This is a genomic window from Bradyrhizobium sp. 2S1, assembly GCF_011516625.5.
GTDB lineage: Bacteria > Pseudomonadota > Alphaproteobacteria > Rhizobiales > Xanthobacteraceae > Bradyrhizobium > Bradyrhizobium septentrionale.
Genome location: NZ_CP147717.1, coordinates 8,008,892 through 8,033,363, shown reverse-complemented (window position 1 = coordinate 8,033,363; position 24,472 = coordinate 8,008,892). Strand labels below are relative to the sequence as shown.

Annotated in this window: 19 protein-coding genes and 2 pseudogenes; 18 read left to right on the top strand and 3 right to left on the bottom strand. The window is 64.1% G+C overall.

What is annotated here, in order from left to right:
* Window positions 1–191: 191 nt before the first annotated feature.
* Both ilvD and HAP54_RS38005 read left to right on the top strand, forming a co-directional pair.
* A complete protein-coding gene (gene ilvD, locus HAP54_RS38010; protein WP_166295860.1) occupies window positions 192–1,916 on the top strand; it encodes a dihydroxy-acid dehydratase in 1,725 nt (574 codons plus the stop codon).
* The gene (locus HAP54_RS38005) at window positions 1,903–2,739 is read left to right on the top strand and encodes a tetratricopeptide repeat protein (protein ID WP_166205194.1); all 837 of its coding nucleotides are present in this window, start codon (window positions 1,903–1,905) and stop codon (window positions 2,737–2,739) included. The genes ilvD and HAP54_RS38005 overlap by 14 nt, the downstream gene beginning before the upstream one ends.
* Before the next feature lie 38 nt (window positions 2,740–2,777).
* On the opposite strand, the gene xth is transcribed toward HAP54_RS38005, so the two are convergent.
* Entirely contained in the window at window positions 2,778–3,569 is a 792-nt protein-coding gene (xth, locus tag HAP54_RS38000; RefSeq protein WP_166205193.1) for an exodeoxyribonuclease III, read from the bottom strand.
* A 162-nt stretch (window positions 3,570–3,731) separates the two neighbouring features.
* Here xth and HAP54_RS37995 point away from each other — a divergent pair.
* Together HAP54_RS37995 and HAP54_RS37990 are read left to right on the top strand one after the other, a co-directional pair.
* Window positions 3,732–4,865 (top strand): annotated as a pseudogene (locus HAP54_RS37995) (efflux RND transporter periplasmic adaptor subunit).
* Window positions 4,866–4,868: 3 nt separating this feature from the next.
* Window positions 4,869–7,994, top strand: a complete 3,126-nt coding sequence (locus tag HAP54_RS37990; RefSeq protein WP_166295857.1) for an efflux RND transporter permease subunit — start codon at window positions 4,869–4,871, stop codon at window positions 7,992–7,994.
* Between the two features lie 56 nt (window positions 7,995–8,050).
* Here HAP54_RS37990 and erpA read toward each other — a convergent pair whose 3' ends face one another.
* Entirely contained in the window at window positions 8,051–8,380 is a 330-nt protein-coding gene (gene erpA / locus HAP54_RS37985; protein WP_166205185.1) for an iron-sulfur cluster insertion protein ErpA, read from the bottom strand.
* Window positions 8,381–8,517: 137 nt separating this feature from the next.
* Between erpA and HAP54_RS37980 the strand changes: the two genes are divergently transcribed.
* The 13 genes and pseudogenes from HAP54_RS37980 (at window position 8,518) to HAP54_RS37920 (ending at window position 22,683) form a co-directional block, all read left to right on the top strand.
* Window positions 8,518–9,726 carry a deoxyguanosinetriphosphate triphosphohydrolase gene (locus HAP54_RS37980; RefSeq protein ID WP_166295854.1) on the top strand — a complete coding sequence of 403 codons (1,209 nt, stop codon included), beginning with the start codon at window positions 8,518–8,520 and terminating at the stop codon, window positions 9,724–9,726.
* Window positions 9,727–9,735: 9 nt separating this feature from the next.
* Window positions 9,736–11,532: an arginine--tRNA ligase gene (gene argS, locus HAP54_RS37975; RefSeq protein ID WP_166295852.1), complete on the top strand. Its 1,797-nt coding sequence runs from the start codon at window positions 9,736–9,738 to the stop codon at window positions 11,530–11,532.
* Window positions 11,533–11,650: 118 nt separating this feature from the next.
* Window positions 11,651–13,138, top strand: coding sequence for an SPOR domain-containing protein (locus HAP54_RS37970; protein ID WP_166295849.1), 1,488 nt, complete (start codon window positions 11,651–11,653; stop codon window positions 13,136–13,138).
* Window positions 13,139–13,184: 46 nt separating this feature from the next.
* Window positions 13,185–14,207 carry a beta-N-acetylhexosaminidase gene (gene nagZ / locus HAP54_RS37965; RefSeq protein ID WP_166295846.1) on the top strand — a complete coding sequence of 341 codons (1,023 nt, stop codon included), beginning with the start codon at window positions 13,185–13,187 and terminating at the stop codon, window positions 14,205–14,207.
* A complete protein-coding gene (locus HAP54_RS37960) occupies window positions 14,204–15,025 on the top strand; it encodes a segregation and condensation protein A (protein WP_166295843.1) in 822 nt (273 codons plus the stop codon). Before nagZ ends, HAP54_RS37960 begins: the two co-directional genes overlap by 4 nt.
* A 22-nt stretch (window positions 15,026–15,047) precedes the next feature.
* Window positions 15,048–15,807, top strand: a pseudogene (scpB, locus tag HAP54_RS37955) (SMC-Scp complex subunit ScpB); the annotation flags it as partial.
* Between the two features lie 276 nt (window positions 15,808–16,083).
* On the top strand, window positions 16,084–16,317 hold the full coding sequence (locus tag HAP54_RS37950) for a twin-arginine translocase TatA/TatE family subunit (protein WP_028332136.1): 234 nt from the start codon (window positions 16,084–16,086) through the stop codon (window positions 16,315–16,317).
* Between the two features lie 159 nt (window positions 16,318–16,476).
* Entirely contained in the window at window positions 16,477–17,001 is a 525-nt protein-coding gene (gene tatB / locus HAP54_RS37945; protein WP_166295841.1) for a Sec-independent protein translocase protein TatB, read from the top strand.
* The gene (tatC, locus tag HAP54_RS37940; RefSeq protein WP_166295838.1) at window positions 16,998–17,804 is read left to right on the top strand and encodes a twin-arginine translocase subunit TatC; all 807 of its coding nucleotides are present in this window, start codon (window positions 16,998–17,000) and stop codon (window positions 17,802–17,804) included. Before tatB ends, tatC begins: the two co-directional genes overlap by 4 nt.
* Window positions 17,805–18,005: 201 nt before the next feature.
* Entirely contained in the window at window positions 18,006–19,550 is a 1,545-nt protein-coding gene (gene serS, locus HAP54_RS37935; RefSeq protein WP_166295835.1) for a serine--tRNA ligase, read from the top strand.
* Between the two features lie 16 nt (window positions 19,551–19,566).
* Entirely contained in the window at window positions 19,567–20,643 is a 1,077-nt protein-coding gene (locus HAP54_RS37930; protein WP_339156797.1) for a hypothetical protein, read from the top strand.
* A 74-nt stretch (window positions 20,644–20,717) separates the two neighbouring features.
* Window positions 20,718–21,485 (top strand): 5'/3'-nucleotidase SurE, encoded by a 768-nt coding sequence (surE, locus tag HAP54_RS37925; protein ID WP_166295829.1) that lies wholly within the window; start codon window positions 20,718–20,720, stop codon window positions 21,483–21,485.
* A gap of 163 nt (window positions 21,486–21,648) precedes the next feature.
* Complete coding sequence (locus HAP54_RS37920) at window positions 21,649–22,683, top strand: IS110 family transposase (RefSeq protein WP_166294930.1); 1,035 nt, start codon at window positions 21,649–21,651, stop codon at window positions 22,681–22,683.
* 379 nt (window positions 22,684–23,062) lie between these two features.
* Here the strand turns inward: HAP54_RS37920 and HAP54_RS37915 are convergent, their stop codons facing one another.
* Window positions 23,063–23,440 (bottom strand): response regulator, encoded by a 378-nt coding sequence (locus HAP54_RS37915; RefSeq protein ID WP_029082686.1) that lies wholly within the window; start codon window positions 23,438–23,440, stop codon window positions 23,063–23,065.
* A gap of 360 nt (window positions 23,441–23,800) precedes the next feature.
* On the opposite strand from HAP54_RS37915, the gene HAP54_RS37910 reads away from it, so the two are divergent.
* Window positions 23,801–24,451 carry a protein-L-isoaspartate(D-aspartate) O-methyltransferase gene (locus HAP54_RS37910; protein WP_224741597.1) on the top strand — a complete coding sequence of 217 codons (651 nt, stop codon included), beginning with the start codon at window positions 23,801–23,803 and terminating at the stop codon, window positions 24,449–24,451.
* Window positions 24,452–24,472 lie beyond the last annotated feature (21 nt).

Genomic DNA, 24,472 nt, shown 5'->3' with positions numbered 1-24,472 from the left:
ACTGCTACGGTACTTAACCATTTAACCCTAAACACAGCCGGTCCGTAGTCGCGCCGCTTTTTAGCCACACCCCGACATGAAAGGATATTCACGTAGCTGAATTGCCAGCGCTCCGACGGCGGGACTTTTGATGGGTTCCGGCGTTGATGAAGCAAAGAGCGCTGGAAACAGGATCGCGATTGGACGCCAGGATGGACGCCAAGACGAACATCAAGGGCAGGCTGCCGAGCCGTCACGTGACGGAGGGGCCCCAGCGCGCGCCGCATCGTTCCTATCTCTACGCGATGGGACTGACGACAGCCCAGATTCATCAACCCTTTGTCGGCGTTGCTTCATGTTGGAATGAAGCCGCTCCCTGCAACATTTCACTGATGCGCCAGGCGCAGGCGGTGAAGAAGGGCGTGGCCTCTGCCGGCGGCACCCCGCGCGAGTTCTGCACCATCACCGTCACCGACGGCATCGCGATGGGCCATGACGGCATGCGCTCGTCGCTGCCGTCGCGCGAATGCATCGCCGATTCGGTTGAGCTGACCGTCCGCGGCCATTCCTATGACGCGCTGGTCGGGCTCGCCGGCTGCGACAAGTCGCTGCCGGGCATGATGATGGCGATGGTCCGGCTCAACGTGCCCTCGATCTTCATCTATGGCGGCTCGATCCTGCCCGGCAACTTCCGCGGGCAGCCGGTGACCGTGCAGGACATGTTCGAGGCGGTCGGCAAGCACTCGGTCGGCGCCATGTCGGACGAGGACCTCGACGAGATCGAGCGGGTGGCGTGCCCGTCGGCCGGCGCCTGCGGCGCCCAGTTCACCGCCAACACCATGGCGACCGTCTCCGAGGCGATTGGCCTTGCGTTGCCGTATTCGGCCGGGGCTCCGGCGCCCTACGAGATCCGCGACGCCTTCTGCTCCGCCGCCGGCGAGAAGGTGATGGAGCTGATCGAGAAAAACATCCGGCCCCGCGACATCGTCACCAGGGAAGCCCTTGAAAATGCTGCAGCTGTGGTTGCAGCCTCAGGTGGTTCGACCAATGCTGCACTGCACCTGCCGGCGATCGCGCATGAGTGCGGCATCAAATTCAATTCGTTCGACGTTGCCGAAATCTTCAAAAAGACTCCTTACGTCGCGGATTTGAAGCCGGGCGGCCGTTATGTTGCCAAAGACATGTTTGAAGTAGGTGGCATTCCGCTGCTGATGAAGACGCTGCTCGACAATGGCCACCTGCACGGGAATTGCCTCACCGTCACTGGCCGAACGATCGCCGAAAACCTCAAAAGCGTGAAATGGAATCCGCACCAGGACGTGGTGCGGCCCGCCGACAATCCGATCACCGTGACAGGTGGCGTTGTCGGGCTGAAGGGTAATCTCGCTCCGGAGGGTGCGATCGTGAAGGTCGCGGGAATGTCCAACCTGAGGTTCACCGGTCCGGCCCGGTGCTTCGACCGCGAGGAAGACGCCTTCGAGGCGGTGCAGAAGCGCACCTACAAGGAAGGCGAGGTTATCGTGATCCGCTACGAGGGGCCGAAGGGCGGCCCCGGCATGCGGGAGATGCTGGCCACCACCGCGGCGCTGACCGGGCAGGGGATGGGCGGCAAGATTGCCCTGATCACCGATGGCCGGTTCTCCGGCGCCACCCGTGGCTTCTGCATCGGACATATTGGACCCGAAGCGGCCGTCGGCGGGCCGATCGGGTTGTTGCAAGACGGTGACATCATCGAGATCGATGCGGTCGCCGGCACCCTTAACGTAAAATTGAGCGACGCCGAACTCGCAAATCGTAAGACCAAATGGGCCCCTCGCGCGACGAACCATACATCTGGTGCGCTGTGGAAGTACGCCGAGCAAGTGGGGCCGGCGGTGGATGGCGCAGTCACCCATCCGGGTGGCGCGTACGAGAAACAGTGTTATGCGGACGTTTAGGCGTACGATAGTTGCGTTGGCGTTAGGGGCCATTCCGATGGCGGGCCCCGGATTCGGATTCGACGGTGCCCCGGTCAATCCCCAGGATACGGTCCTTCCGGTGGTTTCCCCGCAGCCGGGGACGGCCGGCGCGCTGAAGCGGGCCACGACCCCGGTGACCCCGGCGGCGACCTCGCCGACCTCATCCTTCAGCACGCTGCAGTATCAGGCCGAGGGCGGCCACCCCGTGGCGCAGTGGAAGCTCGGCAAGATGTACGCCGAGGGCGATGGCGTCATCCAGGACGACATGCGCGCCTTCGAATATTTCAGCCGGATCGCCAATGCGCATGCCGAGGACTCGCCGTCGGCGCCGCAGGCCTCGATCGTGGCCAACGCCTTCGTCGCGCTCGGCCGCTACTATCTGAACGGCATCCCCAATTCCAAGGTGAAGGCGGACACCGAGCGGGCGCGGGAGATGTTCTCCTATGCCGCGTCCTATTTCGGCAATGCCGACGCCCAGTACGACCTTGCCCGGCTGTATTTGAAGACGCCGGACGCCTCGCGCGACGATTTCCGCTATGGCGCGCGCTGGCTCGGGCTCGCCGCCCAGAAGGGCCAGCATCAGGCGCAGGCGCTGCTTGGCGCGATGCTGTTCAACGGCGACCGGCTGCCGCCGCAGCGGGCGCGCGGCCTGATGTGGCTGACCTTGGCGCGTGACAGCGCCACGCCCGACGAGGCCTGGATCAAGGAAAGCTACAACCGGGCGATCGCCAAGGCCTCCGAGGACGACCGCGCGATGGCGCTGCAGATGCTCGAGCACTGGGTGCAGGGCCGCCGCGATTAGAGGCCGCCGGGATTGATCTCCCGGTCGGCCCGCCGCGCTCAGGCGGTCTCGAAATCCAGATCGGCCCAGACCGGGACATGGTCGGACGGCTTCTCCCAGGCACGGACATAGCTGTCGATGCCGACATCGATCAGCCGGTCGCTGGCCTGCGGCGACATCAAGAGATGGTCGATGCGCAGGCCCCAGTTCTTCTGCCAGGCGCCGGCCTGGTAGTCCCAGAAGGTGTACTGGCCGGGCTCGTCATTGACCGCCCGCAGCGCGTCGGTGAGACCGAGGCCGAGCAGCGACTGGAAGGCCTCGCGGGTGGCGGGGCGGAACAGCGCGTCGTCGGCCCAAGCGGCCGGATTGTAGACGTCGCGGGCCGCCGGAATGACGTTGAAGTCGCCGGCCAGGATCAGCGGCTCCTCGGTCTTAAGCCGCTCCCGCGTGTACTCAAGAAGCCGCGACATCCATTTGAGCTTGTAGGGATATTTGTCGGTATTCGCAGGATTGCCATTGGGCAGATAAAGGCACGCGACCCGCACCACGCCCTGCTTCAGCGTGACGACGCCTTCGAGGAAGCGGGCATGGGCGTCCTCGTCGTCGCCGGCCAGCCCCGATTTGGTCTCGTCGAACGGCAGCTTGGAGAGCAGCGCGACGCCGTTGAAGGTCTTCTGGCCGTGGGTGACGACGTTATATCCGAGTGCCTCGACCTCGAGCCGGGGAAACGCGTCGTCGACGCATTTGATCTCCTGCAGGCAGACGATGTCGGGGGAGCACTCCTTCAGCCAGCTGACCAGAAGCTCGATCCGTTGCCGGACCGAGTTGACGTTCCACGTAGCGATGCGCATGCAAATGACCGGGATTGAGCCGCACGATTTTACTTAGGTGGCATACCATGGGCGGTGCGCCTGTGCTAACCCTCTCCGGAAACAAGGCGTAACAATTGCCGACGGGGGAGTGACGAAGCGTTCCGGCCTTCAAGGGTGGCCTGTGGCGCACGTGCAAAACATATGAAAAAACGCAGTTTGGTTCTGACTGTCGCCATTCTCGGCATTGCGGCCGGGGCGGCTTACATGACCCGCTCTTCATGGATGGCTGGCGGTGCCGCCACCGCGCAAGGGACCCCGCGGCCGCGTGTGGTGTCGGTGGATCTCGCCAAGGCCGAACGCAAATCGGTGCCGGTCGACGTCGACGCCATCGGGACCGTCACGCCGATCTCCAGCGTGGCGTTGAAGTCGCGGCTGGAGACCACCATCGTCTCGGTGCATTTCGAGGACGGCGCCAAGGTCAATGAGGGCGACCTGCTGTTCATGCTCGATGCCCGCCAGATCGACGCCCAGATCGAGCAGGCCGTGGGTGTGCTGGCCCGCGACCAGGCCCAGCTCGAAGGCGCGCAGCGCGACCTCCGCCGCTACACCGAACTGGTCGGCAAGGGCGCGACCACCCAAGTCAATCTCGATAACGCCAAGACCCAGTCCGACGTGCTGATCGGCACCATCAAGGCCGACCAGTTCGCGCTGGAAAATCTCCGCGTCCAGAAAAGCTACACCGTCATCCGCGCACCATTCGCGGGGCGGATCAGCGCCGCCAACGTCAAGGTCGGCAACTTCGTTCGTCCCGCCGACACCTAGCCGCTCGCCGTCATCAACCAGATGGCGCCGGTCTATGTCACCTTCGCGATCCCGCAGCGCGCGCTGGTCGATCTGCGCGACGCGATGGGGAAGGGCGATTCGAAGGTGATCGCGACCATTCCCGGCCACCAGCGCTCCGAGAGCGGCAAGGTCGCGATGGTGGAGAACGCCGTCGACGCGACCACCGGCATGGTCACCGTGCGCGGCATCATGAACAATGCGAGCGAGACGCTGTGGCCCGGCACCATCGTGCAGACCAAGCTGATCATCCGCAGCGAGGACGCCGTCGTGGTGCCGACGGTCGCGGTCCAGCGCAGCCAGAACGGCAATTTCGTCTTCGTCGTCAAGGACGGCGTCGCCAAGGTCCAGCTGGTCAAGGTCGATCGCACCTTCCAGGGTAGCTCGGTGATCTCTGAGGGACTGGCGGGCGATGAAAGCATCGTCGTCGACGGTCAGCTCTTGCTCTCGGAAGGATCGCGGGTCGAGCAGCGGGCGCGCAAGGCCGGAGCCTGACCGATGACGCTCTCCGAACTCTGCATCCGCCGCCCGGTCATGACGACGCTGATCACGGCGTCGATCATCGCATTCGGCGTGTTCGGCTTCCGCCTGCTGCCGGTCTCGGCGCTGCCCAAGGTGGACTTCCCGACCATCGCGGTCACCGCGACCCTGCCGGGCGCCAGCGCCGACACCATGGCCGCTTCCGTTGCCGGCATCATCGAGCGCCAGCTCTCGACCGTTTCCGGCATCTCCTCGATGAACTCGAACTCCTCGCAGGGCACGAGCGTCATCACCATCCAGTTCGACCTCAACCGCAACATCGACGCCGCCGCGCTCGACGTGCAGACGGCATTGACCATCGCGCAGCGCCGGCTGCCGATCGAGATGACGATCCCGCCGAGCTTCCGGAAGGTGAACCCGGCGGACTTCCCGGTGCTGTTCGTCTCGCTGGGGTCGGCGACGCTGCCGCTGTCGAGCGTCAATGAATACGGCGACATCACGATCGGGCAGGCGCTGTCGCAGCTGCCGGGCGTCGCCCAGGTCCTGATCTACGGCACGCAGAAATTCGCGATCCGCGTCCAGGCAGATCCGGAGGCCGCGGCCGCCCGCGGTGTCTCGATGGAGGATATCCGCGCCGCGGTGTCGCGCGCCAATTCCTCGACGCCGGTCGGCACACTGAACGGTCCCAAGCAGGATGTTGCGCTGCAGGCCTCCGGCCAGATGGACAAGGCGGCCGACTACCGCAAGATCCACGTGGCCTGGCGCAACGGCTCGCCGGTTCGGCTCGACGAGATCGCCAAGGTCTATGACAGCGTCGAGAACGACAAGATCGCGACCTGGATGAACGACGAGCGGGCAATCGTGCTCGCGATCCAGAAGCAGCCCGACGCCAACACCGTGGCGGTCGTCGATGCCGTGCTGGCCAAGCTGCCGGCGCTGCGCGCCGCGATCCCGCCCTCGGTGACCATGCAAGTCATGATGGACCGCTCGGTCTCGATCCGCCAAGCGGTCAGCGACGTCGAGGAGACCCTGCTGATCGCGGTCGCACTGGTGATCCTCGTGATCTTCCTGTTCCTGCGCTCGGCGTCGGCGACCTTCATTCCGGCGCTGGCGGTGCCGATCTCGCTGTTCGGCACGTGCGCGGTGATGTACGCGCTGGACTACTCCATCAACAACATGACGCTGTTGGCACTGACACTCTCGGTCGGCTTCGTGGTCGACGACGCCATCGTCATGCTGGAGAACATCGTCCGCCATATCGAGCACGGCATGAAGCCGTTCGAGGCGGCGCTGAAGGGCGCCCGCGAGATCGGCTTCACGATCATCTCGATCACCTTCTCGCTGATCGCCGTGTTCATCCCGGTGCTGCTGATGGGCGGCATCGTCGGCCGCGTGTTCCGCGAATTCGCGGTCACGATCTCGGTCGCAATCATCGTCTCCGGCTTCGTCTCGCTGACGTTGACGCCGATGCTGTGCGCCCGCGTGCTGCGCGCGCATGACGCGACCAAGCGGCCGAACGTCGTGCTGCGGGCGTTCGAGGCGATGTTCGAGGCCTGGCTGCGCGCCTACGAATGGGCGCTGGACTGGGTGCTGGCCAAGAAGGTCCTGATGCTGGTGGTGACGCTCGCGACGCTCGGCGGCACCATCTACCTCTACATGATCGTGCCGAAGGGCTTCTTCCCGCAGGAGGACACCGGCTTCCTGATCGGCGTGACGGAGGCGGCGACCGACACCTCGTTCGAGGCGATGAGGGTGCGGCAGCAGGCGCTGGTCGAGGTGCTCCGGACCGATCCGGCGATCGACTACATCAACTCCACGGTCGGCTCTGGCGGTCCCAACCCGACCACGAATTACGGCCGGCTGTTCATCGCGCTGAAGCCGCAGAAGACCCGCGACAACGCCGTTGTCGTGATCGGCCGTCTCAGGCAGAAGGCGCGCGAGATCCCGGGCATGCAGGCGTTCTTCCAGAGCGTCCAGAACCTCAACATCGGCGGCCGCATCTCCAAGAGCCAGTATCAGTATGTGATGCAGAGCGGCGATACCGAGTCGCTCTACCGGCTGGCGCCCGAGATGCGGGACAAGATCGAGAAGATTCCGGGCCTGCTCGACGTCACCACCGACCTCTACATCAAGAACCCGCAGATGACGGTCGACATCGACCGCGAGAAGGCGGCGGTCTACGGCGTCACCGTCGATCAGGTCCGCAACCAGCTCTACAACGCCTACGGCGCGCGGCAGGTCGGCACCATCTACATGCCGTCGAACGACTACCAGATCATCCTGGAGGTGCAGCCGCAGTTCCGCGTTGATCCGTCCGATCTGTCAAAACTCTACATGAAGACTGGCAACGGCCAGACCATCCCGCTGGATGCGGTGGCGAGGCTGGTGCCGACGGTCGGGCCGCTGCAGATCAACCACCAGGGCCAGCAGCCGGCCGTGACAATTTCGTTCAACCTCGCACCGGGCACTTCGCTCGGCTACGCGGTCGACAAGATCACCGAGCTCGAGCAGACCGCGAACCTGCCGCCGACGATCGCGACCGGCTTCTCGGGCACCGCGCAGGTGTTCCAGGATTCGCTGCGCGGGCAGGGCGTCCTGATCCTCGCTGCGGTGTTCGCGGCCTTTGTGATCCTGGGCATTCTCTACGAAAGCTTCATCCATCCGATCACGATCATCTCGGGTCTGCCGTCGGCCGGCATCGGCGCGATTCTGACGCTGATGATGTTCGGGATGGAGCTGTCGGTAATTGCGATGATCGGCATCGTGATGCTGGTCGGCATCGTCAAGAAGAACGCGATCATGATGGTCGACTTCGCGCTGGAGCGCCGCCGCGTCGGCTTGAGCGCCGAGCAGGCGATCCGCGAGGCGGCGCTGCTGCGCTTCCGCCCGATCATGATGACGACGTTTGCGGCGATCTTCGGCACGCTGCCGATCGCGCTCGGCGCCGGCGCCGGCGCAGAGCTGCGTCAGCCGCTCGGCGTCGCCGTGGTCGGCGGCCTCTGCGTGTCGCAGCTGCTGACGCTGTTCATCACGCCTGTCATCTACATCTACCTCGACCGCATCGACCGCCGGCTGCGGCGCAAGCTCGATCCGCAGGCGGAGGCGGGCGGCGACGTCGAGCGCCCGCAGGTCGCGGCAGAATAGCCGCGCACCCCGGCGAGCCGGTTAGCGTCGGGGAAACGCGTCAGAGCGTCGGGTGATTAGACCGAGAAGCTGGTGCCGCAGCCGCAGGAGGCGGTGGCGTTCGGATTGACGACGCGGAACGAGGCGCCGATCAGGTCGTCGACGAAGTCGACTTCCGAGCCCGCGAGGAACGGGACCGAGGCGGGATCGATCAGCACCACGGCGCTATCGCGTTCGATCACGAGGTCGTCATCGGCCTGGGTGCGCTCGACGTCGAATTTGTACTGGAAACCGGAGCAGCCGCCGCCCTCGACCGAAATGCGCAGCTTGGCGCCTTCGCCTTCCTTGCTGAGGATCTGCCCGATCTTGCGGGCGGCCCGTTCGCTGACGGTGATGGCAGCAGTCATGTCGGTCTCCGAAACCCTATTTGAGCATGGTCTGATCGGATCATGCCCGGCGTCATACCCAATTCATTTGGTCGGCCGCCTCAAGCATAGTTAAGTGCGTCGGACCATGGAATCAAATGGATAAGGACTAAAATACCGTGTCGGTCGGAATGGCTGCCCCCCGCGCGCCCTATGCCTGCGACCCCGATCGCAGCCGGGGCCGGCTGGTCGCGGAGCCGCCGAGCCGGACCCGGAGCCCGTTCCGGCGCGACTGCGACCGGGTGATCCATTCCACCGCGTTCCGCCGCCTCAAGCACAAGACCCAGGTTTTCGTCTTCCACGAGGGCGATCATTACCGCACCAGGCTGACCCATTCGCTGGAGGTGGCGCAGATCGCCCGCGCGCTGGCCCGCCAGCTCGGGGTCGACGAGGATCTGACCGAAACGCTGGCGCTGGCGCATGACCTCGGCCATCCGCCGTTCGGGCATGCCGGGGAGCGGGCGCTCGACGCGTGCCTGAAGGATGACGGCGGCTTCGACCACAATGCGCAGGCGCTGCGGGTGGTCACCTCGCTGGAGCATCGCTATCCCGAGTTCGGCGGGCTGAATCTGACCTGGGAATCGCTCGAGGGGATCGTCAAGCACAACGGGCCGCTGACCGAACGCAGCGGTGCGCCGGCGGGCCGCTACCTGGAGAGCGGCATTCCGGTCGGGATCGCCGACTACAACAGGAGCTACGATCTCGAGCTCTGGAGCTACGCTTCGCTGGAGGCGCAGATCGCTGCCTTCGCCGACGACATCGCCTATGATGCCCACGACATCGACGATGGTCTGCGCGCCGGTCTGTTCGCGGTCGACGACCTCAAAGAGATGCCGCTGACCGCCGAGATCATCGCCGAGATCGACCGGCATTATCCCGGGCTCGACGAGGTCCGGCGTGGCGCCGAACTGGTGCGCGAGCTGATCTCACATTTCATCAATGCCGTCTTCACGGAGGCGAACCGGCGCCTTGCGGCGGCCCGGCCGCAATCGGCCCACGATGTGCGCCACCACAATGCGCCGCTGATCGCATTTCCGTCCGAGGTGGCCGAGCAGGAGGCGGCGATCAAGGCGTTCCTGTACCGGCGGATGTATCGCCACCAGCGGGTGATGATTGTGATGCGGGAAGCGGAGCAGGTGGTCCGCAATCTCTTCGAGCGCTACCGGCAGTCGCCTGAAGACCTGCCGGCGGAATGGATCGAGGGCAGCGCCGAGGAGACCGGGAGTGCGCGGAACAGGCGGATAGGCAATTTCATTGCCGGGATGACCGACCGTTTCGCCCTGATCGAGCACCAAAGGCTTTTTGACTCGACCCCGGATTTGCGTTAGCGCCCTGCCATGGCCGACATCACTGCTTCACCACACCTTTTTGCCGACATTCTGACGCGCGTGCACGCGATCTGTGCCGCTGTCGCAGCCGAGGATAGCTGGCCCGCCGGCATCGATCTCTCCCGCGTCGTGGTGGAGCCGCCGCGCGACGCCAGCCATGGCGACATGGCGACCAATGCCGCGATGGTGCTCGCCAAGGATGCCAAGGCCAAGCCGCGCGAGCTCGCCGACAAGATCGCCGAGCGGCTGCGCGCCGACGCACTGGTGGCCTCAGTCGATGTCGCCGGTCCCGGCTTCATCAACCTGACCTTGAAGCCGCAGGTCTGGGCCGACGCGCTGCGTGCCGTGCTGGCCGCAGGTTCAGCCTATGGGCGCAGCGGCATCGGCAAGGACGAGAAGGTCAATGTCGAATACGTCTCGGCCAACCCGACCGGGCCGATGCATGTCGGCCATTGCCGCGGCGCCGTGTTCGGCGACGCGCTGTGCAGCCTGCTGCAATTCGCGGGCTTCGGCGTCTGCCGCGAATATTACATCAACGACGCCGGCGCCCAGGTCGACGTGCTCGCGCGCTCGGCGTTCCTGCGCTATCGCGAGGCGCTTGGCGAGGACATCGGCGCGATCCCGGAAGGGCTCTATCCCGGCGATTACCTCGTGCCGGTCGGCGAGGCGCTCGCGAAGGAGCATGGCGACAAGCTCCTGACCTTGCCGGAAGCCGCGTGGCTGCCGATCGTGCGCGACAAGGCGATCGCCATGATGATGGAGATGATCAAGGGCGATCTTGCCGCGCTCAACATCCATCACGACGTGTTCTTCTCGGAGCGCTCGCTGATCACGTCAGGCAATAACAAGGTCGCCGAGACCATCGATTTCCTGCGCGCCAAGGGCGACATCTACGAGGGGCGTCTGCCGCCGCCGAAGGGCAAGCCGGTCGAGGACTACGAGGACCGCGAGCAGTCGCTGTTCCGCGCCACCGCCTATGGCGATGACGTCGATCGTCCGCTGATCAAGTCGGACGGTTCGTACACTTATTTCGCATCCGACATCGCTAACCACCGCTACAAGTTCGAGCGCGGCTTCACCAATCTGATCGACGTGTTCGGTGCCGATCACGGCGGCTACATCAAGCGGATGCAGGCGGCGGTGAAGGCGGTGACCGCGGGCAAGGCTGCGCTCGACGTCAAGATCGTGCAGCTCGTCAAGCTGCTGCGCGACGGCGAGCCGGTGAAGATGTCGAAGCGTTCCGGCGAGTTCGTGACGCTGCGTGAGGTGGTCGACGAGGTCGGCTCCGACGCGGTGCGGTTCATGATGCTGTTCCGCAAGAACGACGCGGTGCTCGATTTCGACCTTGCCAAGGTGATCGAGCAGTCAAAGGACAATGCCGTCTTCTACGTCCAGTACGGCCACGCCCGGGGCCATTCGATCTTCCGCAATGCGCGGGAGGAGGCGGTTCCAGACCTGCCGGAGACCGACGAGGCGCGGCTGGCCTATCTGCGCAATGCCGCCGTCGAGCGGCTGACCGATCCGGCCGAACTCGATCTGCTCAAGCGTCTTGCGCTTTATCCACGGATGATTGAGGCGGCGGCCATTGCACATGAGCCGCACCGAATCGCTTTTTATCTCTATGATTTAGCCAGTGAATTTCATGCACTCTGGACCAAGGGGCGGGATTTGCCCTATTTACGCTTCATTATCAATAATGATGCAGAGATCACGAGGGCGCGACTGGCAATGGTTCAGGGCGTCGTCTCGGTTCTGGCATCGGGCTTAGCTGTTCTAGGCGTCCAAGCTCCAACCGAGATGCGGTAGGTAGGGGCATTTGGCCCTCACGAGTGGGGATTTGTGAGGGCATCTGGCAGGGGCCAATTCGTTCGGACCAGCAGCGCCGGCGATCCTGGCGCTGTCCCGGAGGGGATGCATCATCACAATGGCTGATCGTTATCAGGACCGAGATTTTTCCGCCGACACGGCCCAGAGGGCCGAGGCCGATCCGCTCGCCGAACTGGCCCGGCTGATCGGCCAGACGGATCCGTTCGGCAGCGCCAACAAGCCGCCGCCACCGCATCCGCTGCAGTCGCGCGCCAACGTGCGACCACAGCAATATCAGCCGCAGGCGGACGACGAGGATGCGCCGCCCGCAGGCCCGCCGCCCTGGATGCAGCGCGCGCGGCAGGAGGCTGTCGTTCCGCCCCCTGTGCAGCTGGCACCCGTGCAGCAGCACGCCGAGTACGACGAGCCTGAGCAGGACGACCAGCCGAAGCCGGTCCATCCGTTGCACCGCTACACAGCTCAGCAGACGCAGCCCGCGCCTGCGCCGGTGGCGCAATATCGGCCAGTCGAGACCCCCCGGCAGCCCGAGACATTTGACGAAGAGCCGCACTATCAGGGCGCCGGTCAGAATGGCGATCCGTCGCGCTATGACGATGCGCTTTATGGCCAGCTGGAAGCCGGCCAACAGGATCTCCAGCGTGACCCGGCCTATCCGGACGATCCCTATGCCTATGAGGGCTACGAGGAAGAACCCGAGCCGCGCAAGCGGCGCAGCGGCCTGATCACGGTCGCAGCGGTGGTGGCGCTTGCGGTGGTCGGCACCGGCGCTGCGCTCGGCTATCGCAACTATGTCGGCTCGCCCCGCAGCGGTGAGCCGCCGATCATCAAGGCCGACAACACGCCAACCAAGGTGATCCCGGCCCAGGCCGATGCGCCGGCCAAGACGCCGGACCGCATGGCAACGGGGGACGGCACCGAGAAGATCGTCTCGCGCGAAGAAGCCCCTGTCGACGTCAACTCGAAGACCGCCGGACCGCGCGTCGTGTTTCCGCCGCTGAACGCCAATGCGAATCCGCCGCCGGCGGCGAGCGTGCAGACGACGCCGCCCGCGCCGGCCCCGGTCAATGCGAACGGCACCTTGCCGAACAACGAGCCGCGCAAGATCCGCACCCTCGCGGTCAAGGGCGATGGACCTGATGGCACGCAGGCCACGGCGGCCGTGCCGGCCAAGCCTCCGGCGGCTGCGAAGCCCCCGGTGTCACGCGGCAACCCGGCTGCGGCCAATGCCAGCGTGAACGCGCCGATGTCGCTGGCACCCGGTCAGGCTGAGGCGGCGCCTACCGCGCCTCCGACCCGGGTGGCATCGACCTCGACGGCCTCGGTCGGCGGTGGTGGTGGATATCTGGTTCAGGTGTCGTCGCAGAAGAACGAGGCCGACGCGCAGTCTTCGTTCCGGACGCTGCAGGGCAAATATCGCAGCGTGCTCGGTTCGCAGCCTTTGGTGGTGAAACGCGTCGATCTCGGCGAGAAGGGCGTCTATTATCGCGCCTTCGCTGGCCCGTTTGCCTCCTCGGAGGAGGCGAGCCAAGTGTGCAAGAGCCTGATGTCGGCTGGTGGGCCGCAGTGCCTCATCCAAAGAAATTAAAGTCCGTTTCCTTGACCCGTGAGCTGCATACGGCCTAATCGGCCGAATGACGAACCGCGCATTCATCACGGGCGTATCCGGGCTGACCCTCAATGACGCTGAACGCGAATTCATTCGCGCCGAGCGGCCATGGGGCTTCATCCTGTTCAAGCGCAACATCGAGAGTCCTGCCCAAGTGGCCGCTCTTGTTGCGGAACTCAGGTCTGCAGGCGGTGAGGCCGATGCTCCGGTCCTGATCGACCAGGAAGGCGGCCGGGTACAGCGGCTCGGCCCGCCGCATTGGCCGGTCTATCCGCCCGGCGCGAGCTTCTCGGCGCTCTACGACATCGACCCGAAGCTCGGCCTTGCGGCGGCCAGGCTCAGCTCACGGCTGATCGCAGCCGACCTGATCGACCTCGGAATCACCGTCGATTGCCTGCCTTTGGCCGACGTTCCCGTGGCCGGGGCGGACGCGGTGATCGGCAACCGGGCCTATGGAACCGAGCCCGGCAAGGTTGCGGCCATCGCTCGTGCCGTCACGGAAGGGTTGGAACAGGGCGGTGTGCTGCCGGTTCTCAAGCATATTCCCGGCCATGGCAGGGCCACGGCGGACAGCCATTTCCGGCTTCCGACGGTCGATACCGCCAAAGGTGAGCTGGAACGGAGCGATTTTGCCGCGTTCCAGCCGCTTGCGGACCTGCCGATGGCCATGACTGCACATGTTGTGTTTAGCGCGCTGGACCCCGTCCATCCGGCAACGACTTCTGCGACAATCATCGAACAGGTGATTCGCGGCCTGATCGGGTTCCAAGGTTTGTTGATGAGTGATGACGTGTCGATGAATGCGCTGGCCGGATCAATTGCCGAGCGGACCCGCGCCATCGTCAGCGCCGGTTGCGACGTGGTTCTGCACTGCAACGGCAACATCGACGAGATGCGCGAAGTGGCGCGGGAGACGCCGGAACTGACCGGCAAGGCGCTTGAGCGCGCCAAGGCGACGCTCGTGGCGCGGAAGCAGCCTCAGCCGCTCGACCGGCAGGCGGCACGGGCTGAACTGGATGCGTTGTTGGATCGGGTAGGGACGGCATGACCGCTGAAATTCTATCGTTTGAGACCGGGCGGCCGGCTGACCTCGCCGAGGGCGAGCCGGCGTTGGTGGTCGATGTTGAGGGCTATGAGGGCCCGCTCGATCTGCTGCTGACGCTGGCGCGGCAGCAGAAGGTCGATTTGTCGAAGATCTCGATCCTTGCGCTTGCCGACCAGTACCTTTCGTTCATCGAGGCGGCGCGCAAGATCCGCCTCGAGCTCGCGGCCGACTATCTGGTGATGGCGGCCTGGCTTGCGTTCCTGAAGTCGCGGCTGTTGCTGCCGGAGCCGCCTAGCGCGGAGGGGCCGAGCGCCGAGGAAATGGCGACCGCGCTCGCCAACCGGCTGCGCCGGCTGGAGGCGATCCGCGAGGCGGCGAACCGGTTGATGAACCGGCCGCAGTTCCAGCGCGATATCTTTCCGCGCGGCAATCCGGAATCGATCGCCGAGATCAAGCATCCGAAGTTCACCGCGACCTTGTACGACCTGCTGTCGGCCTATGCCACGCAGCGCGCGTCGCGCGTGCTGACTTCGGTGCATCTGGCCAAGCGGACGGTGTGGTCGCTCGCCGAAGCGCGCGCCTCGCTGGAACGGCTGGTCGGCCTCGCTGAGGACTGGAGCTGTCTCGACGAGTATCTGATGAACTACGTCGCCGATCCCAAGCAGAGAGCGACGGTGTTCGCATCGAGCTTCGCTGCCGCCCTCGAGTTGGTTCGCGAGGGCGAGATGGAGATCAACCAGAAGCAGGCGTTCGCGCCGATCTATTTCCGAAAGCGTCCAGCGCAAGCCGCAATGGCGGCGCCGGACCTGTCGGTTGAGTAAGTGGAAGAAGGAGAGCAGGCCCATGGCAAGCTTGGCGGAAGTGCGCAGAGAAGAGCCCGAGGAGGAGGTTTCTCCTATGGATCCGGTGGCGCGTCCTGAGGAATTGCGGCTCCTGGAAGCCCTGTTGTTCGCATCGGCCGAGCCGATCGATCAGGCGACGCTCGCAAAGCGGATGCCCGACGGCGTCGATATCAAGGTGGCGCTCGCACAGTTGCAGGCGGAATACGCGCCGCGCGGCGTCAATCTGGTTCGTGTCGCCAACAAGTGGACGTTCCGGACCGCGGGCGATCTGTCGTGGCTGATGACGCGCGAGAGCACCGAGACCCGGAAGCTGTCGCGTGCAGCGATCGAGGTGCTGGCAATCGTCGCCTATCACCAGCCGGTGACCCGCGCCGAGATCGAAGAGATTCGCGGCGTGGTGACGTCGAAGGGAACCATCGACGTGCTGCTGGAGACCGGCTGGATCCGCCCGCGCGGCCGCCGCAAGACGCCGGGCCGTCCGCTGACCTTTGGAACCACGGACGGATTCCTGTCGCAGTTCAGCCTGGAAGCGCTCGGCGATCTGCCGGGACTCGAGGAGCTGAAGGGCACCGGTCTGCTCGACTCGCGCCTGCCGACCGGGTTTTCCGTTCCGTCGCCCTCGGACGACGCGACGCTGCGGGAAGACGAGGAGCCGCTTGAGCCGGGCGATACGCTGGAGCTGCTGCTGGCGCCGGCCGTCGAGCCGGAGGCCGAGGAACCGAAGACCGCAACCGAAGCGTCGGCTGAGGCTGAAATGACGGTCGAGGCCGAAATCGAGATCGAAGCGGACGTTGCCGCCGAATCGGAAGCGGCCGAAGCTGACGCCGACGAACCGGATTCCCGCGGCGACGAGCGCGGCGAGGCCGACCCCGAGGACAGGGGCGAATAGCGGCCAAATATTCCCGGTTAAGGCTAGCAATATTACGTAGCCGCGACAGCGATTTGCCGCGGCCGAGGTCCTTGTTTTTGACACCCCGCGGGCCTACCTTCCGGCAAAGTTCAGGCCGGCCCGCCGGCCATTTCTGGAGGGTTGCAGGATGGGTTCACTCAGCATTTGGCACTGGATCGTCGTGATCGCAGTGGTCCTGCTGCTGTTCGGGCGCGGCAAGATTTCGGACCTGATGGGTGACGTCGCCCAGGGGATCAAGGCCTTCAAGAAGGGCATGCAGGACGACGACAAGGTCGCCGAGAAGACCGAGCCCACCAAGTCGATCGATCACAATGCGGCGCCGTCAGCCGCGCGCCAGGATGTCGGCAGCAAGGCCGTCTGACGCGCCTGTACCGACACATATTTCGACGTTTATCTTTGCGCGAAACGGTGACGCCGTCGCTCGGAAGCGCTATTGACGCCGATTGAGAAAAGGCGCCGGCGGCCCCAAATCCTGTTAGGACCGATGGGGCCGATCGCGGCGGGCTAGGCGGAAGAATTCATGTTCGATATCGGGTGGAGTGAACTGGTCGTCATCGCGGTCGTCGCGCTGATTGCCATCGGCCCGAAAGAACTGCCGGGCGTGCTGCGCATGGTCGGGCAATGGATGGGCAAGGCCCGCAAGATGGCCTCGGAATTCCAGGGCCAGTTCCAGGAAGCCATGCGCGAGGCCGAGATGGCCGACATCAAGAAGAGCTTTGACGAGGTCAGGGAAGCCGCAACCGGCATCACCAGCGGCAACATCATGACCTCGCTGCAGAAGGACGTCAGCGACGCGCTGCAGATCGACAAGCTCGTCGATGCGCAGGTCGCCTCCGCGATTGATGCACCCGTGACGTCAAGCGACGCACCGGTCACGCCAACAACACCCGCAGCGCCGACGCCGGAGACTTTCGTCGAGGCTGAGACGCACGCTGCCACAACTGAGCCGCTTGCGATCACCAGCGAGGTGAAGCCCGAGCCGGCACCGTCGCAGGATGTGACGCCGGCGGAGCCTGAGGTGCTCAAGGACGCGAGGGCGTCATGAGCGCAGAAGATATCGAGGCCAGCAAGGCCCCCTTGATGGATCATTTGATCGAGCTGCGCTCGCGGCTGATCAAGGCGCTGCTCGGCTTCGGCGTGGCCTTTATCGTCTGCTTCTTCTTTGCCAAGCAGATCTACAACGTGCTGGTCTGGCCGTTCGTGCTGGTGGCGGGGCCTGAGAATTCGAAATTCATCTACACGCAGCTGCTGGAATATTTCATCACGCAGTTGAAGCTCGCGATGTTCGGCGCCGCCTTCATCTCGTTCCCGATCGTCGCCGGACAGATCTACATGTTCGTGGCGCCCGGCCTCTACAGGCACGAGCGCAACGCCTTCCTGCCGTATCTGATCGCGACCCCGGTGTTCTTCGTGATGGGCGCGATGTTGGTCTATTTCGTCGTGCTGCCGATGCTGGTGCGGTTCTCGCTCGGCATGCAGCAGGCCGGCAGCGCGGAGACCGCGCAGATCCAGCTGCTGCCCAAGGTCGGCGAGTATCTGTCGCTGATGATGTCGCTGATCTTCGCCTTCGGCATCGCTTTCCAGCTGCCGGTGATCCTGACGCTCTTGGGCCGCATCGGCATCGTCACCTCGAAGATGCTGAGAGAGAAGCGGCGCTACTTCATCGTGATCGCCTTCATCATCGCCGCGGTGCTGACGCCGCCGGACGTGCTGAGCCAGGCCTCGCTCGCGATCCCGCTGCTCGCGCTCTACGAGGGCGCCATCATCGCGGTCCGGATCGTGGAGAAGAAGGCCACGACCAAGGCAGCCTCGTCCAGCGTCCCGCCGGCGGCCAATCCGGCCGAGTAGGGCCCGTCTCCCCCGAAACAGGTGTCATACCCCGCGAAAGCGGGGTATCCAGTACGCTGCGGTCCCTCCGTCACGGACGGACGTCTCTGGAATACTGGATCACCCGCTTTCGCGGGTGATGACGGTCGTGGTAGTGGAAACATACAACGCAAACGTTGGCATACAACGTTATCTGCAAGCGCGCCGTTAGGACTTCCTGCCATGCACGACATTAAAGCGATCCGCGAGAACCCAACAGCGTTCGACGCCGCCCTCCAGCGCCGCGGAATCGCTCCAGAAGCGGAACGATTGAGCTCAATTGAAGGCAGGAGGCTTGCGATTAATCGCGTGTTGGACGGTTGGAGGACGCGTCGCAAGGAGGCGTCCGATAAGATCCACCAAGCCATCAAAGCAAAGGCTGAGGGAGAAGTTCAAAAACTCAGAGCGGAGGTTGCTGATAGCAAGACTTCGATCGCGACCCTGGAGAAGGAACAGAGAGAAGTTGAGAAAGAACTCAAAGACGCCCTAGCTGCAATCCCGAATCTGCCCCTACCGGCACCCGAAGTGCCTGACGGTTTCGACGAACATAGCAATGTTCTTAGCCATCGGTACGGAGATTTTCCGCAATTTCGGGAAACGACAGGCGCTTCCTATCGAGCTAGGTCACACGATGAACTCGGTGCTCGCCTTGGCTACATGGACTTTGAGGCGGCCGCAAAACTATCGGGCGCACGTTTCGTCGTTCTAAAAAAGGGTCTAGCGCGGCTTGAGCGTGCGATCGGACAATTCATGCTGGATCTCCACACGGAGAAGCACGGCTATGTTGAAGTCGATCCTCCACTAATGGTCCGAGACGACGCTATGTTCGGCACGGGACAATTGCCAAAGTTTCGCGATGATCAATTTGGGACAAAAAGGCCAGTCGATATCAGCGACCTGGCGGAGAAAGTTGCAAGCAACTATTCAGTTGGAAGTTCATCGATGGATGCGCTCCTGGCGAAGTCGATTATCGAAAAGTTTTTGAATGACGGCATTTCGACCGATGACGAGTTGTTTCGGAGTGTTGATGGGGTAGAGCGATTGCGATTTATGAATTACATCTGGGAGAGCCTCCAAGATGTATGGAAGCAATTGAAGGGGGATCAAATCAATCTTTGGCTGATCCCAACCGCAGAAGTCCCATTAACGAACCTAGTTCGTGATTCAATCCTCGATGTGAAGGAACTGCCGTTGCGCCTGACGGCACTGACACCATGCTTTCGCGCTGAAGCTGGTGCTGCAGGGCGAGATACCCGGGGAATGATACGCCAGCATCAATTCAAGAAAGTTGAGCTGGTTTCAATTACGACGCCCGAAACCAGCAAGGAGGAGCATGAGCGCATGCTGTCGTGTGCCGAGGAGGTGCTAAGAAAGCTCGAGCTGCACTACCGTGTAATGACATTGTGCGCGGGCGACATGGGCTTCTCAGCGCAGAAGACGTACGACATTGAGGTGTGGATGCCGGGGCAAGGTGAGGGTGGTGCCTATCGCGAAATATCGAGCTGCTCGCTGTGTGGCGATTTTCAAGCGCGCCGCATGGATGCTCGTTATCGTGCTCCTGAAGGCAAGCCGCGTTTCGTGCATACACTGAATGGCTCCGGCACGGCAGTGGGGCGCGCGCTAATTGCTGTGATGGAGAGCTATCAGCAAGAAGACGGATCGATCGCGATACCGAAGGTGCTGCAGCCCTACATGGGCGACCTAGAGAAGATCGAACCCGAGAAATAAAGCGAGGGCCAGTGTGATGCCGCTCCACCGTGACATCCACTGGCTTGGTCGACAATGGGCCGTCACGGGCCATGGTCTGCAGCTGATCAATCAGAAGCAGATGGGCTATTACGACATCGAGGCCGCGCGCCTGTGGGAGGCGCGCGTGACCGAGGTGCAATCGAAGGCCTGGATCGACAGGCCGGACTTCGACAACGCACTGGAGCTCGCACGCGCCAGGTTCGCCCACCTGGCGCCGGCCGATTTTTCGCCATCAGCGGCGGTTGCGCCGCCGCCACCGGTCCGGACGCCACCGCCAGCCGCGCCGCGCGCTCCGCTTGAACCGTCATCGGTGCCCTCGATCGAGGAGCTGCTGGCCAGGCTGAAATCGAAATCGGCTGCGGCAGCGCCGGTCCCAACACCGGCCGAGGCACCCACTCCGGCTCCGCCCGAACCCGAACCACCCAAACCCGAACCGCCTCGGATTGAGCTTCGCCAGGTTGAAGCGAGCACGTCAGAGCCTGCCAAATCAGAGCCTCCCAAATCAGAGCTTCCCAAGCCAGAACTTCCCAAGCTCGTGCTTCGCCGAGCTGCGCCCCCCGAGCCACCCGGGCCTGCCCGGACGTTTGAACCTCCGAAGGCTCTGCCTGCCAAGCCCGTGGTTCTCAAGCCCGAGCCTCCCAGACCTGCGCCCGGCAAGTCCGAAGCTGGCAAGTCCGAAGCCAGTAGGTCCGAGCTTCTGAAATCGGAGCCTCCGATCGCTCCCAAGCCGGAGTCTCGCCAGACAGCGCCGGTCGCCCCTGGGCAGCCCAGCTCCGAAGCACCTGGGGTTGAACCTGCCAAAGCTGAAGTCGCCAAGCCCGAGCTCGCCGAGCCTGCGTCTGCCGAACGCGAGGGCCCCAAGCCTGAGTATCCGAAGCCAGAGCCTCTCAACGCCGAAACTGCCAAGCCCGACGTGCGCCGGCCCGCCGTTGTGCTTGTGCGGCCGCGAGCCGGGCCCGCCTGGCCGGCGTTCGACGGCAAGATTGCCGCGACCGGCAGATTTGTGCGTCCATGGCGCGTGACGTCGGCGCAATGGCACGGGCCTTCGGCGGGTTTGCCTCCGCGGCCCTAGCCGGTTAAGACGGCAATCAACCCAAGAAACTGCAACTAACCCGCGTCGAATCGGAACAAAGGGCACTTTGACGGATGCGAATTCTCTGCACCAATGACGACGGCATCCACGCTCCCGGCCTGCAGGTCGTCGAGCAGATCGCGCGCTCCTTGTCCGATGACGTCTGGATCGTTGCCCCCGAGCTCGATCAGTCCGGCGTCTCGCATTCGCTGTCGCTCAACGATCCGCTGCGGCTGCGCGAAGTCAGCCCGCGTCACTTCGCGGTGCGCGGCACGCCGACCGATTGCGTCATCATGGGCGCGCGCCACATTCTCGGTGACAAGCTGCCCGATCTCGTGCTGAGCGGCGTGAACAAGGGCCGTAACGTCGCCGAGGACGTGGTCTATTCCGGCACCATCGCCGGCGCGCTGGAAGGCACCATTCTGGGCTTTCCGTCATTCGCGTTGTCGCAGGAGTTTTCGATCGAGACGCGGAACGCGCCGCTGTGGGAGACCGCGCTGAAATTCGGACCCGACATCATCCGCAAGGTCATTGCTGCAGGCGTTCCCAGGAACACCGTGGTCAACGTCAACTTCCCGTCCTGCATGCCCGATGACGTCAAGGGCATCAGGATCACGCGGCAGGGCAAGCGCAATCAGGGGTTTCTGAAGATCGATCGCCGTCACGACGGACGCGGCAATCCGTATTTCTGGATCGGCTTCGAGCGCGCGGCGATGATGGATACGCCGGCCGAAGGCACCGATCTCGCCGCGCTTGCGGCGCGCTACGTCTCGGTGACGCCGCTGCGGCTCGACCGCACCGATGAAGCGTTTTCGGAAACGCTGGCCGCGACGCTGAAGTAACTTTTCGTAGATGGGGTAACGGGCCGGCCGCCCGCTCGCTACGGCGCGATTTGGAAGCGCGCTCGCGAGCGGCCTGTTGGTTGGAAGGCGGTCGTCCCTCAAACTGATGGTGTCAATAAACGGAGTCGGGCAAGCCCGCTCCAAGCATCATTAAGGGACGACCATGTACCACTATGCAGGAATCGACGTGTCTTTGGAATGCTCGAGCGTCTGCCTTGTCGATGGGACAGGTAAGATTTTGCGCGAGGCGAGGGTTGCGAGTGAGCCGGAGGCCTTGATCACCTGGTTGCGGTCGCTGGGGTTGGTGCTGGAACGGATCGGGCTGGAGGCTGGTCCGCTGTCGCAATGGCTCTACGCAGCGATGCGGGATGCGGGCCTGGCAGTCGAACTGTTGGAGACGCGGCACGTCCGCGATGCCTTCAAGGCGATGCCGGTGAAGTCGGACCGCAACGATGCCCGCGGGATCGCGCAACTGATGCGGCTGGGCTGGTTCCGGCCGGTGCACTGCAAGTCGATCGAAGCGCAAGAGACGCGGGCGGTTCTGACGGCACGCAAGCTGCTGCAGTCCAAGCTGCGCGACATCGAGAACAGCCTGCGCGGCGTGCTCCGCGGCTTCGGTCTGAAGGTCGGCACGACCACCGAGCGCACGTTCGCCGAACGCATCCGGGAGCTCGTAGCGGGCCATCCCGGACTTGAGATCGTGGCACAGGCGCTGCTCGAAGCCCACGCCGTGCTGCGGCGCGAGTTCAATGGCCTGGATAAGCACACCCAAAAGCTCGCCAGGTCGCACCCTCAAGCCCGCCTCCTGATGACGACACCGTCCGTCGGCCCGATCGTGGCGCTTACCTACGCCTCGGCGGTCGACGACCCGAAGCGCTTCCGGTCCTCGAAGGCGACGGGAGCGCATTTTGGCCTCACCCCGAAGAAGTACCAATCGGGCGAAACCGACTATACCGGCCGCATCAGCAAGATCGGCGATGCCTCCGTGCGCGAGGCGCTCTATCAAGCGGCTCACGTCATGCTGACCAAGCCGGTCAGGAACTGCTCGGCGCTGAAAGGCTGGGCGATGCGGATCGCCCGGCGCGCAGGCCTGCGCAAGGCCAAGGTGGCGCTCGCACGCAAGCTCGCCGTCGTTCTGCATCGCATGCTCGCCGACGCCAAACCGTTCAACCCGATGGCCAAGGCCTCGGCAACCTAAGCAAGGAGCAGCAATCGGTTCTGGGCGGGCCACGACACCAGGCTCTCCCTGAGCGAGGTCCCTGCGCCGGGACGATGGATCCGGTCAGGCCGCCATCCGGGAAGTGGCTCACAACCACGCTTCCGTAGATTGGCCGGCCGGCTCCTCAATGCACCCCATCAGGCGACGGCCTTCGCGCCGATCCCGTACAGAAGCAAGTGCCCGGCGAGTGGATCACGCAAAAAGGGATTGACTTACAAAGGCCCGTTACAGAAGCCCGGATGAGCGAAGCGATATCCGGGACGGTCTGAGCAATGAATCCCGGATGTCGCGGAGCCTGTCACCGGGCGCGCGTTCGCGCGACCCGTTGGCTCATCCGGGCTGCGCAGTGACGTGACCCTTAGACCGGCGCGCTCTTCATCGCGCTTGATATCACCTGGGCCAGCGTTTCCAGCTGGAAGGGCTTTTGCAGCGCCGGGCGGTCGCGATACTCCGGAGGCAGGCCGGAAGAGCCGTAGCCGGTCGCGAAGATGAAGGGGCGGTTGCGGGCGTTGATCAGCTCGGCGACCGGGGTGATCACCTTGCCATTGACGTTGACGTCGAGGATCGCGAGGTCGAATTCGGTGGATTGCGCAAGCCTGACCGCCTCGCCGATTTCGCCGGCCTCGGCCGCGACCGTGTGGCCGAGCTCCTCCAGCATATCGGCGACCATCATCCGGATCATGACCTCGTCCTCCACGAGGAAAACTGAACAGCCCGCCGGCCGTATCGCTGTCATGATGGAATCCTTGCCCTACCCTGAAATAGGCTCGCAAATAACATTACAGCGCGCAACGCAAACGTTTGGGATTTGGTCGTTTTCCAGCGCCGACCGCCGTTCGTCGTATCGCCCCGCTGAAGCATTACCCGGCAGTCAGCGAGGTGTGGCGATACGGCCAGATATCCCGGTCGGCGGCAGCTGGGCGTTAACCGCGCGGCGTTGCCGATTATATGGGATGGTGCCAACGCCAAATCAGGGTGCTGGTTCCTGACGGGGAACAAAACGCAACGGGAAATTTTTCCTTAACGCGGTATTTCGGATTTCAATGGCATCAAGCAGAGCAAGATTCCGCGCTGCTGCCCAGAGACGCTGACGACCATGGCCGTGAAGTCAGATCCGACCGAGAAGATGATGTTTCAGCTCACCCTGCGGCGGCGCGGCGTGAGCGATCAGGCGGTGCTCCGCACCATGGAGGAGGTGCCGCGCGAGCTGTTCGTCGATCCGCGCGATCGCAGTGAGGCCTATCGCGACAGCGCGCTCGCGATCGCCTGCGGGCAGACCATCAGCCAGCCCTTCGTCGTGGCCTACATGACCGAGCAGCTGCAGCTGCAGAAGGACCACCGCGTGCTCGAGATCGGCACCGGCTCGGGCTACCAGGCGGCCGTGCTGTCCCGGCTGTGCAAGCAGGTGCTGACCATCGAGCGCTACCGGACGCTGGCCGACGGCGCCCGCAAGCGCCTCGAAAATCTCGGCTATTACAACATCGAGGTGCTGCTCGGGGACGGCTTCGACGTCCCGGCGGGAGCAGGTGATTTCGACCGCATCATCGTCACCGCGGCGATGGAGCAGATCCCGGAGAAGCTCTTGGAGCGGCTCAAGCCGGGTGGCGTCCTGATCGCCCCGGTCGGGCCGCATCAGGGCACCCAGACCCTGGTCCGCGTGGTGCGGACGGAGAACGGCTTCGACCGCAAGGAGCTGGTCGACGTCCGCTTTGTGCCGGCGCTGCCGGGAATCGCGCGCGAATTGTAAATTTCGCGATTTGCCGCTTGG

Excerpts from the sequence above, each read along its gene's own strand:
- ilvD (WP_166295860.1), top strand. The coding sequence starts at position 192 with ATGGACGCCAAGACGAACATCAAGGGCAGGCTGCCGAGCCGTCACGTG.
- HAP54_RS38005 (WP_166205194.1), top strand. The coding sequence starts at position 1,903 with ATGCGGACGTTTAGGCGTACGATAGTTGCGTTGGCGTTAGGGGCCATT.
- xth (WP_166205193.1), bottom strand. The coding sequence starts at position 3,569 with ATGCGCATCGCTACGTGGAACGTCAACTCGGTCCGGCAACGGATCGAG.
- HAP54_RS37990 (WP_166295857.1), top strand. The coding sequence starts at position 4,869 with ATGACGCTCTCCGAACTCTGCATCCGCCGCCCGGTCATGACGACGCTG.
- erpA (WP_166205185.1), bottom strand. The coding sequence starts at position 8,380 with ATGACTGCTGCCATCACCGTCAGCGAACGGGCCGCCCGCAAGATCGGG.
- argS (WP_166295852.1), top strand. The coding sequence starts at position 9,736 with ATGGCCGACATCACTGCTTCACCACACCTTTTTGCCGACATTCTGACG.
- HAP54_RS37970 (WP_166295849.1), top strand. The coding sequence starts at position 11,651 with ATGGCTGATCGTTATCAGGACCGAGATTTTTCCGCCGACACGGCCCAG.
- nagZ (WP_166295846.1), top strand. The coding sequence starts at position 13,185 with ATGACGAACCGCGCATTCATCACGGGCGTATCCGGGCTGACCCTCAAT.
- HAP54_RS37960 (WP_166295843.1), top strand. The coding sequence starts at position 14,204 with ATGACCGCTGAAATTCTATCGTTTGAGACCGGGCGGCCGGCTGACCTC.
- HAP54_RS37950 (WP_028332136.1), top strand. The coding sequence starts at position 16,084 with ATGGGTTCACTCAGCATTTGGCACTGGATCGTCGTGATCGCAGTGGTC.
- tatB (WP_166295841.1), top strand. The coding sequence starts at position 16,477 with ATGTTCGATATCGGGTGGAGTGAACTGGTCGTCATCGCGGTCGTCGCG.
- tatC (WP_166295838.1), top strand. The coding sequence starts at position 16,998 with ATGAGCGCAGAAGATATCGAGGCCAGCAAGGCCCCCTTGATGGATCAT.
- serS (WP_166295835.1), top strand. The coding sequence starts at position 18,006 with ATGCACGACATTAAAGCGATCCGCGAGAACCCAACAGCGTTCGACGCC.
- HAP54_RS37930 (WP_339156797.1), top strand. The coding sequence starts at position 19,567 with ATGCCGCTCCACCGTGACATCCACTGGCTTGGTCGACAATGGGCCGTC.
- surE (WP_166295829.1), top strand. The coding sequence starts at position 20,718 with ATGCGAATTCTCTGCACCAATGACGACGGCATCCACGCTCCCGGCCTG.
- HAP54_RS37920 (WP_166294930.1), top strand. The coding sequence starts at position 21,649 with ATGTACCACTATGCAGGAATCGACGTGTCTTTGGAATGCTCGAGCGTC.
- HAP54_RS37915 (WP_029082686.1), bottom strand. The coding sequence starts at position 23,440 with ATGACAGCGATACGGCCGGCGGGCTGTTCAGTTTTCCTCGTGGAGGAC.
- HAP54_RS37910 (WP_224741597.1), top strand. The coding sequence starts at position 23,801 with ATGGCCGTGAAGTCAGATCCGACCGAGAAGATGATGTTTCAGCTCACC.